General features: G+C 32.5%; 11 protein-coding genes. 5 read left to right on the forward strand and 6 right to left on the reverse strand.

The genetic code is table 11. From position 1 onward, the window contains the following. Positions 1-164: 164 nt before the first annotated feature. The 4 genes from ACVCZW_RS08245 to prfB form a co-directional block, all read right to left on the reverse strand. Positions 165-2,573 (reverse strand): TonB-dependent receptor domain-containing protein, encoded by a 2,409-nt coding sequence (locus tag ACVCZW_RS08245; RefSeq protein ID WP_452232135.1) that lies wholly within the window; start codon positions 2,571-2,573, stop codon positions 165-167. Positions 2,574-2,833: 260 nt separating this feature from the next. Then, the gene (locus ACVCZW_RS08250) at positions 2,834-3,157 is read right to left on the reverse strand and encodes an ArsC/Spx/MgsR family protein (protein ID WP_452232136.1); all 324 of its coding nucleotides are present in this window, start codon (positions 3,155-3,157) and stop codon (positions 2,834-2,836) included. Between the two features lie 85 nt (positions 3,158-3,242). Beyond that, positions 3,243-3,587 carry an arsenate reductase (glutaredoxin) gene (gene arsC / locus ACVCZW_RS08255; RefSeq protein WP_452232137.1) on the reverse strand — a complete coding sequence of 115 codons (345 nt, stop codon included), beginning with the start codon at positions 3,585-3,587 and terminating at the stop codon, positions 3,243-3,245. 13 nt (positions 3,588-3,600) lie between these two features. Next, positions 3,601-4,711, reverse strand: a protein-coding gene (prfB, locus tag ACVCZW_RS08260; RefSeq protein ID WP_452231220.1) for a peptide chain release factor 2 whose coding sequence is annotated in 2 segments (ribosomal slippage) — positions 3,601-4,647 and positions 4,649-4,711 — 1,110 coding nt in all. Because the reading frame shifts where the segments join, the coding sequence is not laid out codon by codon here. 91 nt (positions 4,712-4,802) lie between these two features. On the opposite strand from prfB, the gene ACVCZW_RS08265 reads away from it, so the two are divergent. Then, on the forward strand, positions 4,803-5,822 hold the full coding sequence (locus tag ACVCZW_RS08265; protein WP_452231219.1) for a threonine aldolase family protein: 1,020 nt from the start codon (positions 4,803-4,805) through the stop codon (positions 5,820-5,822). Positions 5,823-6,032: 210 nt separating this feature from the next. Continuing rightward, positions 6,033-7,709 carry an OmpA family protein gene (locus tag ACVCZW_RS08270; protein WP_452231218.1) on the forward strand — a complete coding sequence of 559 codons (1,677 nt, stop codon included), beginning with the start codon at positions 6,033-6,035 and terminating at the stop codon, positions 7,707-7,709. A 75-nt stretch (positions 7,710-7,784) separates the two neighbouring features. Here ACVCZW_RS08270 and ACVCZW_RS08275 read toward each other — a convergent pair whose 3' ends face one another. After that, on the reverse strand, positions 7,785-8,108 hold the full coding sequence (locus tag ACVCZW_RS08275; protein ID WP_452231217.1) for a YbaB/EbfC family nucleoid-associated protein: 324 nt from the start codon (positions 8,106-8,108) through the stop codon (positions 7,785-7,787). A gap of 82 nt (positions 8,109-8,190) precedes the next feature. Between ACVCZW_RS08275 and ACVCZW_RS08280 the strand changes: the two genes are divergently transcribed. The 3 genes from ACVCZW_RS08280 (at position 8,191) to ACVCZW_RS08290 (ending at position 12,756) form a co-directional block, all read left to right on the forward strand. Continuing rightward, positions 8,191-10,251, forward strand: a complete 2,061-nt coding sequence (locus ACVCZW_RS08280; protein ID WP_452231216.1) for a S9 family peptidase — start codon at positions 8,191-8,193, stop codon at positions 10,249-10,251. A 63-nt stretch (positions 10,252-10,314) separates the two neighbouring features. Then, positions 10,315-11,355: a PLP-dependent cysteine synthase family protein gene (locus ACVCZW_RS08285; RefSeq protein ID WP_452231215.1), complete on the forward strand. Its 1,041-nt coding sequence runs from the start codon at positions 10,315-10,317 to the stop codon at positions 11,353-11,355. Between the two features lie 141 nt (positions 11,356-11,496). Further along, entirely contained in the window at positions 11,497-12,756 is a 1,260-nt protein-coding gene (locus ACVCZW_RS08290) for an aminotransferase class I/II-fold pyridoxal phosphate-dependent enzyme (protein ID WP_452231214.1), read from the forward strand. A 36-nt stretch (positions 12,757-12,792) separates the two neighbouring features. Here the strand turns inward: ACVCZW_RS08290 and ACVCZW_RS08295 are convergent, their stop codons facing one another. After that, positions 12,793-13,974 (reverse strand): THUMP-like domain-containing protein, encoded by a 1,182-nt coding sequence (locus ACVCZW_RS08295; RefSeq protein ID WP_452231213.1) that lies wholly within the window; start codon positions 13,972-13,974, stop codon positions 12,793-12,795. Positions 13,975-13,978: the final 4 nt, after the last annotated feature.

Raw genomic sequence — 13,978 nt, forward strand, 5'->3', positions numbered from 1 at the left:
GAAACACAATGTGTTTCCCCTTTTTTTGTTTGGTCTAATTTTAAAATTTATAAGCTTATCATTTTTCCAAAAAAGAAAACAGCTCCTACCTTTTAAAAGGGTAGGAGCTGTTTTTTAATTTATGAGATTGCTTTATGACTTGCAATTTCTACAGGTATTATATTTTATCCTTCAAATTCTTCATCTCCACCATTTCCTCTAGAACCTCTATCCCGTTTCTTTTGTTGGTTAAATCTGTAGGTAAAAGATAAATTAAAGCTACGTTCTCTCCATTGAAATTCACTAGTACTAAAAAAAGTATCTGTGTTTGTTTCCATAGTACGTTTTCTAGAGTTAAATAAATCGCTAACATTAAAAGCGATGGATGCTTTGTCTTTAAACAAGTCTTTACTAAAAGCTATATTGGTTGAAAAAACACCATCACGTTTGTTTTGCGCATCTTCGCTTGGTCCGCGATAATTCATACTCGTTTGCCATTCTATATCTGCAGGTAAGGTATATTTAGTATTTAATCTTGCATACCAACTTGTGTTTTCGTTACCTAGATCTGCTCCATTAGGGTCTACACCTTCGGTTTTAGATTTATAAACGTTAAAGTTTGCACTGGTATTAAATTTACGAGATAGTCTGTACATAAGTGTAAACTCAAAACCATATCTATCTTCGCTTGCTAAATTAATAGGAGTACGTTGTATTACAGATACATCTTCGCCATCTACATCTACCGTTTCTCCGGTATCAAAACTTACAAAGTTAAAAACGTCTGTTGCATGTTGATAATAAGCAGATGTGTTCAGTGTAACTTTTCCAAAACGGTTTAAATAACCAAGATCAAAAGTACCAGAGTAACTAGGATCTAAATCGGGATTTCCTTGAAAAACACTAGATACACTAGAACGTGAAGGAAACGGATTGATAAAATAAGAACGTGGTCTGCGTAAACGTCTGCTATAACCAAGGGTTACACTTTCTGCATCCGATAACTCATAATTTAAATTTACTGTTGGAAATAATCCTGTATAATCTTTTTTACTAAAATCGCCACTAGTTGGTTGGTCTATAGTAATTCTAGTATTTTCTAAACGTAAGCCTAATAAATAAGAGAATTTACCATGTTTGCTACCATATTGGGTGTACACAGCATTAATATATTCTCTATAGTTTAATATATTAGAGAGATTGTTATCGACATAGAAAGCATTGGTATCGTCTAAAAGTGCTACCTCATAATCTGTAGATAGATTGTTGAAGTTACCGCGATAACCTAATTCAAATTGTGCTTTTTCGCCAATAGGCAATACGTAATCTCCTTGTAATAAAATACGTTGTTGATCTTCAAGAGTTCCTACTTTTTCGGTCAAGATATCGTTTACTTCTACTAGGGAGTTTTCATCTTCTGTACTGTCTTCGTATTGAAAATCGAAAGTAAGCTTGTGTCCGCTAGTTTTAAAGTTTTTTGTGAAATTTGCAGCGTATTGAATGGTTTTATCATCTTCTAATTCTGGGTCAAAACGAGTGCTTGAACTAGTTAGCGCATTATTGATATCATATTGAAGTAAGCTATTTGTTGTGTTACTTTCATTATTGTTATCGCTATAAAAAATAGAAGTTGTTAATGAAGCAGAATCTGTAATATACCATTCTAGACCTAAGTTGGTATTAAAGCCTTTTCTAATACGATCATAATCTTTAGATTCGTTAATACTATTTCCTGAATCTTTGTACGTAGTATTTGTAAAAGAATTTCCTGGTGATTCTCTGTAATTGTAGGCAGTGGTATTAAAGATATTTACATTTCCTGTTCTGTAATTTATGTTTCCAGATATTCCTGCGGAAGGGTTATAACCAGCATTTGTTGTTATAGCTCCATTTAAACCTTGTAATTTGCTTCTTCTTAAGATAATATTTATAATTCCGGCAGTACCTTCTGAGTCATATCTTGCGGAAGGAGAAGTAATAACTTCCACTTTCTCAATAGATTCAGCTGGTAATTGACGTAATGCTTCTGTAGAGTTTAAGCCAACTAAACCAGAAGGTTTACCGTTAATTAAAATACGTACATTTTCTTGTCCTCTTAAAGATACATTTCCTTCTACATCTACTGCAACCGACGGTACGTTGTCTAGTACATCACTAACGGTACCACCACGAACGGTAAGATCTTTACCAACATTGTATATTTTTTTATCTAATTTTATTTCTACTGTCGTACGTTCTGCAATGATTTCTACTACATCCAAAGATTCTGCATCTTCACTAAGAAATATTTTACCTAGATTGGTGTCTGTTAAAAGTTCTTGGTTCGCAATTGTCTTTGTCCCAAAACCAATAAATTCGACAGAAACATCATAAAGTCCAGCAGTAACAGGGATGCTAAAGTTTCCTTTTTGGTCTGTAATCCCTCCAGTAACCATTCTGTTTTCTTTTTTACTAAAGAAAGCAACAGTGGCATATTCTAAAGGTTGAAGTGTTTCTCGTTCTAGAATACTTCCAGTAATTCTTACTTCCTTTTGAGCAAAGGAATTTAAAGTAAAAAATAAAATGCAAATGAATGCGAATAATTGTTTAGTCATGATTAGTTTTTTGCTTAAGACCGCAAAAATATAGTTTGGTTTAAAGTGTTTTGGTTAAAAGTATGTTAAAGAACTAACTTTAACTTTTGCGATAGCGTTTTAGATTGGTTTTTAATGTTTTCCTCCCGAATAGTTATAGGATGGAATAGAAAAAAAGCATTCTCATTTTCTAAAACCGTATTCTTTTTCATTATTTACTAAAAACAGAATGTCTTTAACTAAAAAAGCTTCAAAATATTTCAATTTTGAAGCTTTTTAGATTAGCTAGCTAGTATACCTAATATTTTTTCTGGAGGCTGGCAAATTGCAGCTTTATCTCCATTAATAACAATAGGTATTTTAATGAGACTAGGAAATTCTGTCATCATTTTTATGTATTCGATATCGTCAAAATCATCAGGATTAGAAACTAATTCTTGATAATGATCTTTCCAAATGGTAGATTCTGTTCTAATTAACTGAATCGCTTTAATGTTTAGAAGCTTAATTATTCTTTTTAATTTTCTTTCTGTTAGAGGGTTATCAATATGTCTAATTACTTTGTGTCTTTGTTTTATTTTTTTTAAAATATTGAGGCACTCCATAGAGTCTATTGATTCTGGGTTATGGTAAATCAAAATCATAATGTAGGTAGGTAATTTGGGTCTGCTTTAGGGCTATTATTACATGTTATGTTATTAGGTCTAGGATTAATTCTGGTGGACGACCAATGACTGCTTTATTTCCTTTTATAACAATAGGTCTTTCTATTAGTTTTGGGTATTTAGTCATGGCATCTATTACTTCGGCATTTGTTAATATTTTGCCTTTGTAATTTTCTTTCCAAATAGCTTCATTTTTCCTTACTAAATCTAGAGGGTTGATTTTAAGTAAGTTAATTATTCTGGTTAAGTCAGCGGTATTCGGAATATTTTCAAGGTAATTAATTATTTTATATTCTTTACCAGAATTCTTTAATATTTCTAGTCCAGATCGAGACTTACTGCATCTATTATTGTGGTATATAGTTATCATATAGCGCTTTAAGTTATAAATTATTTGTTTCGGTAGTTTGTTGCCCCATCATCATGAGATATGCTTTTAAAAAGCTACCAATATCCCCATCCATGACCGCGTCTACATTACCAGTTTCGTGACCAGAACGAACATCTTTTACTAATTTATAAGGATGCATGACATAATTACGTATTTGGCTTCCCCATTCAATTTTCATTTTTCCGGCTTCTATATCTTCACGTTGTGCTAATTGCTTTTGTAATTCAATTTCATATAATTGTGATTTTAGCATTTGCATGGCACGATTTCTATTATCGTGTTGTGAACGCGTTTCAGAACAAGAAATTTGAATTCCAGTAGGTTTATGCGTTAGTTGCACTTTCGTTTCTACTTTATTTACATTTTGACCTCCAGCACCACTAGATCGGGCCGTAACAATTTCTATATCTGCAGGATTAATTTCAATTTCGATAGTATCATCTACTAAAGGATACACGTAAACAGAAGCAAAGCTAGTATGTCGTTTGGCATTGCTATCAAAAGGAGAAATACGTACTAATCGGTGTACGCCATTTTCGCCTTTAAGCCAGCCAAAAGCAAAATCACCTTCAATTTCTATAGTAACGGTTTTTATTCCAGTTACATCACCTTCTTGGTAATTAAGTTCTTTTACTTTAAAACCACTTTTTTCGGCATACATTAAATACATACGCATAAGCATACTTGCCCAATCGCAACTTTCTGTTCCGCCAGCTCCAGCAGTAATTTGTAAAACAGCACTTAAACTATCGCCTTCTTCAGAAAGCATATTCTTGAATTCTAAATCTTCAATAGCAGTGGTTGCTTTTATAAAACGAGTTTCTACATCTTGCAAAGTTGCTTCGTCCTCTTTGAAAAATTCATAGATGACTTCTAAATCTTCTACTAGTGTTTTACCCGTATTATAATCCGTAACCCATTTCTTTTTCTCTCGAAGTGATTTCATAATCACTTCTGCAGCTTTAGAGTCATTCCAGAAATTAGGATCAAAAGTTTGTTCTTCTTCGTTTTGTATTTCAATTAACTTAGCATCTAAGTCAAAGATATTGCCTTAGCATACTAAGACGTGTATTAAGATCTTTAATTTGATCTGTAGTAATCATAGGAAGTATATTTTTAACAAAAATATACTTTAATACTGTGTGTAAAAATATATTTTGATTTAATTTTACAGTAGTTATAAAATTAGACCAAATGATAATAGATTTAAGAAGTGATACCGTAACCAAACCAACAAAAGAAATGCTAAATGCAATGATGAAAGCATCTGTTGGTGATGATGTTTATAAAGAAGATCCAACCGTTAACGCGTTAGAAGAGCGTATAGCAGAAATGTTTGGTAAACCAAAAGCATTATTTTTTCCGACAGGAACTATGGCAAATCAAACAGCTATTAAGTTACATACAAATCCTGGAGAACAAGTAATTTGTGATAAGTACGCGCATATATATAATTATGAAGGAGGCGGAGCCAGTTTTAATAGTGGTGTTTCTTGTAAATTAATAGATGGCCATCGAGGTATGTTTACAGCACAAGAGGTAATAGATAGTATAAACCCTCCCGAATTTTATCATAGTGCATTAACACGTTTAGTAGAAATAGAAAATACAACCAATAAAGGAGGAGGAGCTTGTTGGGATTTTAATGAGTTACAAAAAATTAGAAAAGTTTGTGATGACCATAGCTTAGGCTTTCATCTAGATGGTGCACGTCTTTGGAATGCTTTGGTGGCTAAAAAGGAAACTACAGAGCAATACGGAAAAGTATTCGATACTATTTCGGTATGCTTAAGTAAAGGATTGGGCTGTCCTATTGGTTCTGTATTAGTAGGAGACGAAGACGTCATGCAAGGAGCAATGCGAATACGAAAGATTTTTGGGGGAGGAATGCGACAAGTTGGTTATTTAGCTGCTGCAGGAATATATGCCTTAGATCATCATGTAGAAAGGTTAGAAGAAGACCATAATAAAGCAAAAGAGTTAGCGGACGTTTTAAACAAGGCCACTTTTGTTAATAAAGTGGAGCCTGTAGAAACTAATATTGTAATCTTCGAACTACAAGAAGATGTTAATTCCGATACTTTTATTTCTCAACTGGAAAGTAAAGGAGTAAAACTTGTAGGAATGGGTGAAAATAAGCTTCGATTAGTTACACATTTAGATTATACCAATAAGATGCACACCTATGTTTTAGACTTGCTAAGCGATTTTTGATTTTTTTCGTCTAAGAATCAGTCACTTAAAAAATTCTTACGTGTTTCGTCGAGTAAAAATGTATTTTGTCGAAATGTTAAAGAGTTCTTAATGTTTAATGGATTAAAAGTTTGATAAGTTTTAATTTTGTTCGAAATTAGAGTTGTTACTTCTCTCAAAGTATCTGAAAATTAGAACTATATTAATATTTAACCATTAAATTACTTAAAAATGAAAAAAGCCTTACTAACAATCTTATCTTTTGTCGTTTGCATTTCTGCAGTTGCACAAGATTTACCAACTAATCCTGAGCCAGGAAAATGTTACGTTCGATGTGTAACTCCAGACGTTTGGGTAAATCAAGATGTAACTATTCAAGTGTCTCCAGCGTACAAAAAGTTAAGCACAGTACCTTCAACGTATACTACGGTTACTGAAGACGTAGTAGTTGCTAATGCAAGCCAACGTTTAGAAGTTGTTCCTGCGGTATATGAAACACAAACTTTTGAAGTAACTGTACAAGAAGCAGCACAACGTTTAGAGAAAATTGCTTCTAGAACAGAAACGCAAACAGAAACAGTGGTAACTAAAGAAGCTTCGCAACGTTTAGAGCTTGTAGCTGCTGTTTACGAAACGCAAAACTTCACTGTAGTAACACAACCAGCTAGCCAACGTTTAGAAGTTGTTCCTGCGGTTTACGAAAACCAAAGCTTTACCGTTGTAACTAGCGAAGCTGGTCAACGTTTAGAGGTTATTCCTGCAGAATACGGAACAGAAACTAGAACATACAAAAAAAGAGAATATGGTACTTCTTTAAGAGTTGTTCCAGCAAGTTTCTCTTCTAACTACCAAGTTATTGAAACGAAACCAGCTACTGCTAAATGGCAAATGAGTGATACTCCTGCTGCCGAATGTCAATCTGCTGATCCTAATGATTGTAGATATTGGTGTTATAAAGCAGTTCCTGCTCAAAATATTACAGTAAACACTACTGAATTATCTGCAGATGCTTCTTTTGTAAGAACTCCAGATTGTGATACATCTTCATCAAACGATGATTGTGGTATGGCTACGTATACAGTTAAAACTGTTGTTAAACCAGCTAGTACTAGAGTAATTGATATTCCTGCTGTAACTACAAGTGTTAAGAAAACAGTAATGGTAACACCTCCAACAACAAGAGTTATTGAAATTCCTCAACAAACAAAAACAATGAAAAGAGTTGTAATGGTAACACCTCCTACAACTAGAGTAATTGAGATTCCTCAAGAAACTAAAACGGTAACTAGAACTGTTATTATTCCGGAGACTACAAAAGTTGTTTCTATTCCTGCGGTAACTAAAACGATGAAGCGTACGGTAATGGTAACGCCTCCAACTACAAGAGCTATTGCTATTCCTCAACAAACTGCAACTTTAAAGAAAACAGTTTTATCTGAAGATTCTAAAATAGTGGAAAGTACTGTTCCTGCTATTACTAAAACAGTATCTAAAGAAGTTTTACAAACAAAAGGTGGTTTAACGACTTGGAAAGAAGTAGAATGTACTTTATTAGAGTACAATGACCTTAACATAAACTGGAACTTAGGTTCTGCTACTTTAACAGAATCTGCTAAAAGAGAAATTGATGCAAAATTATTACCTGCTATTGCTGGTGGTGTTTCTGTAGAAATTGCTTCTCACACAGATTCTAGAGGTTCTGCTGCATCTAACAGATCTTTATCTGAAAGAAGAGCACAAGCGGTAACGAACTACTTAATCTCTAAAGGAATCAATTCTTCAAGAATTGTATCTAATGGATATGGTGAAACTAGATTAGTAAACAGATGTGCAGATGGTGTTTCTTGTACAGAAAGAGAGCACTTATCTAACAGAAGAACTCAATTTAGAGTACTTAGTCAACAATAATCATTAGTATTTATTACTATCGATATAAAAAAAGGAAGCTAATTAGCTTCCTTTTTTTTTTGCTTTAAACTTTCGTTATTTAAACATATCCATTCCAGGAATGTTTGGCATACCATCTTTTGCTACAGCAGCTAATTCCGCGTCATTTACTTGCGTAGCTCGTTCTATAGCTTTATTTAAGGTAAGAATTAAATAATCTTCTAATTCTTCTTTGTCTTCTAATAACGCATCGTCTATAGTTATAGACTTAATAACTCTATTGGCAGTTAAAGTTACCTTCAGTTTAGCGTCATTACTTTGTTCATCCACTAAAACAGTATCTAAACGTTTTTTAGTTTCTTCTACTTTTTTTTGAGTTTCTTTAAGTTTACCCATCATACCTGCAAGGTCTCCAAACATAATTTTATAATTTATAATTTCATACAAAACTATTTAATTTTTCTATTTTTGAAGAATATAATTTTAGAATTAATTATTTCATTTGAAAAAAGCACATAATCCTCCAAAAGCGAAGCAAATTCAAGAAAAACTTGTAGCGCATAAACACGAACGAATAGATAATTATTTTTGGCTTAAAAATAAAGAAGACCAGGAAGTTATAGACTATTTAAATGCTGAAAATAAACATACTAAAGAAGTTTTAGCACATACAGAACCTTTTCAAGCAGACCTTTTTAAAGAGATGAAAGCTAGAATTAAAGAGGATGATACTTCTGTGCCATATAAACTACATGGGTATTGGTATATTACTAAATTCGAAAAAGGTAAAGATTATCCTATTTATACGCGTAAAAAGGAAACATTAGAAGCACCAGAAGAGTTATTGTTTGACTGTAATGTAATGGCGAAAGATTTTAACTACTTTAAATTAGGTGGTATTTCTATTAGTCCAGATAATACAATGGCTGCTTTTTCAACCGATACAGTGAGTAGAAGACAGTATAATATCAAAATTAAAAATTTAATTACTGGCGAAATTTATTCCGAAGAAATAATAAATACCACCGGAGGAATTACTTGGGCCAATGATAATTTAACGTTGTTTTACACAAGAAAAGATGAAGTTACGTTACGTTCTTCTATGGTTTATAAACATAAGCTACATACAAAGGTGGAAGAAGATACAGAAGTGTTTCATGAAACAGACGAAACCTTCAACACTTTTGTATATAAAACAAAATCTAAAAAATACTTAGTTATAGGTTCTTCTAGTACTTTAACTTCCGAATATCAAATTTTAAATGCAGATAATCCGGATGGTACATTTAGAGTTTTTCAAAAAAGAGAAAGAGAACTAGATTATGCCATAGCGCACTATAAAGACAGTTTTTTCATTATTTCAAATAAAGATAAAGCGATCAACTTTAAGCTTCAAAAGACAAACGAAAACCAAACAGAAAAAGAGTATTGGCAAGATGTTTTACCACATAGAAAAGATGTTTTATTAGAAGATATCGAGATTTTTAAAGACTATTTAGTGGTAAGTGAAAGAGAAAACGGCTTAAATAAGATTCGAATTATAAGTTGGAATGGTAAAGAAGATTATTATTTACCATTTGATAATGAAACCTATACTGCAAACACTGGTAATAATCCAGACTTCGATAGTGATGTTTTACGATATAGTTATAATGCACTTACCACTCCAAGCTCTGTAATAGATTATAATTTTAAAACAAAAACGAAAGAAGTATTAAAAGAACAAGAAGTTTTAGGGGATACTTATAATAAAGACAATTACACTTCTAAACGTATTTGGGCAACCGCGCGAGATGGCGTTAAAATTCCGATTTCTTTAGTATATAAAAAGGGATTGAAATTAGATGGAACAAATCCTTTATTACAATATGCCTATGGTTCTTATGGAGCTACTATTGATCCTTATTTTTCAACCATTAGATTAAGTTTATTAGATAGAGGCTTTATTTTCGCAATAGCACATATTCGAGGAGGAGAGTATTTAGGAAGAGATTGGTACGAAAACGGAAAATTAAAACAAAAGAAAAATACTTTTCATGATTTTATTGACTGTTCTAAGTTTTTAATTGAAGAAAAATACACTTCAAATAAACATTTATACGCAAATGGCGGATCTGCAGGTGGTTTACTAATGGGCGTGATTGCGAATTTAAATCCGGAGTTATATAATGGTATTTTAGCGGCAGTTCCTTTTGTAGATGTAGTAACCACGATGCTAGATGATACTATTCCGTTAACCACAGGAGAATATGATGAATGGGGAAATCCTAACGATAAAGATTATTATCATTACATGCTTTCCTATTCACCTTACGATAATATAAAAGTACAAGAGTATCCAAATATGTTAATTACAACAGGTTTGCATGACTCTCAAGTACAATATTGGGAGCCTGCAAAGTGGGTTGCAAAGCTTAGAGAATTAAAAACAGATAATAATAAACTGTTACTGCATACAGACATGGAATCTGGTCATGGTGGCGCTTCAGGAAGGTTTGAAAGCCTAAAAGAAGTCGCTTTGGAATACGCATTTTTATTAGATTTAGAAGGAATTAATGAATAATAAAAATTTTTACGTATTTTTGCCCAGTTTATGTTACTTCTTGTAGCAAATTAAAACGTATTTATGGCACAAAAAAATCAAGTATTTGATAACGTTTTAGATTTAGTAGGTAATACACCATTAATTAAACTAAATACTATTACAGCTCCTTTTAAAGGTGAATTTTACGCTAAAGTAGAAGCTTTTAACCCAGGACACTCATCAAAAGACAGAGTTGCATTATATATTATAGAACAAGCGGAAAGGCAGGGTATTCTAAAACCTGGAGATACTATTATAGAAACTACTTCTGGTAATACAGGATTTAGTATTGCTATGGTTAGTATTATTAAAGGATACGATTGTATTTTAGCGGTTAGCTCAAAATCTTCACCAGATAAGATTGATATGCTTAAAACCATGGGAGCAAAGGTATATGTTTGCCCAGCACATGTAAGTGCAGACGATCCTAGATCGTACTATGAAGTTGCAAAGCGTTTACACGAAGAAACAAAAGGTTCTGTATATATCAACCAATATTTTAATCAGTTAAATATAGATGCACATTATAATTCTACTGGTCCAGAAATTTGGGAACAAACAGCAGGAGAAATAACGCATTTAGTAGCTTGTAGCGGAACTGGAGGAACAATTTCGGGTACTGCAAAATACTTAAAAGAACAAAACCCTAATATTAAAATAATAGGAGTAGATGCTTTTGGTTCTGTAATTAAGAAATATCATGAGACTAGAGAGTTTGATGAAAAAGAAATTTATCCATACCGAATAGAAGGATTAGGAAAAAATTTAATTCCTACGGCTACAGATTTTGATGTCATTGATTCTTTTGTAAAAGTTACAGATGAAGAAAGTGCACATACCGCAAGAGAAATAGCAAAAACCGAAGGTTTATTTGTAGGTTATACTTCTGGAGCAGCAATGCAAGCGGTAAAACAATTAGAGGAAGCTGGAGAATTTGATAAAAATTCTAAAGTGGTAGTCTTGTTTCCAGATCATGGTTCTCGTTATATGAGTAAGATTTATAGCGATAAATGGATGACAGATCAAGGCTTTTTCGATAGCAAAAACAAAGAAGCAGCAGAAAGTATTCAGTATATAAAATAATAAAACATAACATAATTAAAGATAGAAAGTTTCCTTAAAGATGCCTTCTATCTTTTTGTTGTTAATAATAGAATATAAAAATATTGTGTTTAGTGCACAGAAATATTTAGTTTTGTAGCACTAAACTAAGATTGATAGCAGATGAAAGATTTATTTGAAAAAATTTACAAGGATAAAGGTCCGTTAGGGAAATGGGCAGCACAAGCAGAAGGTTATTTTGTTTTTCCAAAATTGGAAGGCGTAATTTCTAACCGAATGAAATTCCAAGGCAAAGATGTTATTACTTGGAGTATAAATGATTATCTAGGTTTAGCAAATCACCCAGAAGTTCGTAAAGTAGATGCGCAAGCAGCAGCAGACTATGGTTCGGCGTATCCAATGGGAGCACGTATGATGTCTGGTCACACAGAATTACACGAACAATTACAAAATGAACTTGCAACATTTGTAAATAAAGAAGCAGCATACTTACTTAACTTTGGTTACCAAGGAATGGTTTCTACCATTGACGCTTTAGTTTCTAAAGATGATATTATTGTTTATGATGTAGATGCACATGCTTGTATTATAGATGGTGTACGTTTACACATGGGAAAACGTTTTACTTACAAACATAATGATGTAGTAAGTTTAGAAAAAAACCTAGAAAGAGCCACTAAAATGGCAGAACATACAGGTGGTGGAATTCTTGTTATTTCGGAAGGTGTTTTCGGAATGCGTGGGGAACAAGGTCGATTAAAAGAAATTGTAGCTTTAAAAGAAAAATATAACTTCCGTTTGTTCGTAGATGATGCACATGGTTTTGGTACCCTTGGTAAAACAGGAGCTGGAGCAGGTGAAGAACAAGGAGTACAAGATGATATCGATGTGTATTTTGCAACTTTCGCAAAATCTATGGCAAGTACTGGAGCATTTATTGCTGCAGATAAAGAGATAATAGATTATTTAAAATATAATTTACGTTCTCAAATGTTTGCTAAATCGTTACAAATGCAATTAGTTGTAGGTGCTTTAAAACGTTTAGACATGTTGCGTACCATGCCAGAATTGAAGCAAAACCTTTGGAAAATTGTTAATGCCTTACAATCTGGATTAAAAGAACGTGGTTTCGATATTGGTACTACACAAAGTTGTGTAACTCCTGTTTATTTAAATGGAAGTATTCCAGAAGCAATGGCGCTTGTTAGAGATTTAAGAGAAAATTACGGAATATTTTGTTCTATTGTTGTGTATCCAGTAATACCAAAAGGATTAATTTTATTACGTATGATTCCTACTGCAACACATACCTTACAAGATGTTACAGAAACACTAGATGCTTTTGAAGCGATTAGAGAAAGATTGGTTAACGGAACGTACAAACGTATGTCTGCTGCTTTAATTAAAGCAATGGGAGAATAGTTTTACGTATTATATATATTAAAAAAGGTTGCATATTTATGCAACCTTTTTTGTTTGTATAACTATTTTGTTATTTTCTAAATCGGTTGTAAAAAAGAGATATACATCTCCGCCATCTTTAATTTTATGCTTTTTTCGGATTTGTTCTACACTTTCCGGAAAGTTACGTGTAGCAATATTAGCCTTAACAAACCCTTCCTTTTTTAAACCCTTTTTATTATAAGGGATTACTTTTTCAATTTTAAAAACTCTTCCAGGGAAATTTATTAAAGTATCTTTTGTATATAAATGCGAATGTTGCTGCAGTTTAAAAACGTCTAGTTTACTAGAAATTGTATGAAATGCACCAGATTTCATAATTGCTGCATTAGGTTCGTATAAATATGCTAATGGCAAACTATATTGGCTAATTGTAGAAGTTTCTTCTGCTAGCGGAAAGTTAAAAGTTTCTATTGTATCTTTTTTAATATTACAAGTTTCTATAGTTATAGTGGCTGTATAGTTTTTTTCTAAAACCCAAAGTAATTCTTTTACTTCATTATTAACTGCAACGATATGAATGGTATTCACGTACTTTAATTCGTTTAAGCCAATGGTAATATCCAATAGCGGTGAAGTCTTAATTAAAACGTTATTCGCTTTGTTAAATAGGATGTCTAAATGTTCTGGCACGTTTGGTAAACAATCTTTTAAAAAGAAAACCTTGCCTTTGCTGTCATGTCTTCTAGAAGGGTCGATATAAATCCAATCTAAAGCAGTTTCCTGTTTTATTAAATAGGTTAAACCATCTTGCGCAATAGTTTGTATGTTTTTTACTTCTAGCTGTTTGTAGTTATGGGTAACTATTTGTGAAAGTTGCTCGTTAATTTCACAATGTATAACATGATTGAAATTTTTAGAAAAATAGTAACAGTCTACGCCAAAACCGCCAGTAAGATCTATAATGGTATTTCCTTTTAAAAGACTAGTTTTATGTTTTGCTGTAGTTTCCGAAGAAGTTTGCTCGATATTTAATTTGTTAGGATAGTATATGTTTTCCGTAGAGAACCAAGTAGAAAGCTTCGTTTTACAACGTTTTTTCGCTTCTAATTGTTCTATAACTTCTTTAGTTTCCACGAACGAAAAATCGATTCCTTTTAACAATAAGGAAGCTATATTGGCATCTAAATTGTTATTTATAAATTCTTGAATTTCTGTCTGTAATAGGTTTTCGTTCAAAACA

The sequence above is a fragment of the Lacinutrix sp. MEBiC02595 genome, assembly GCF_053601555.1.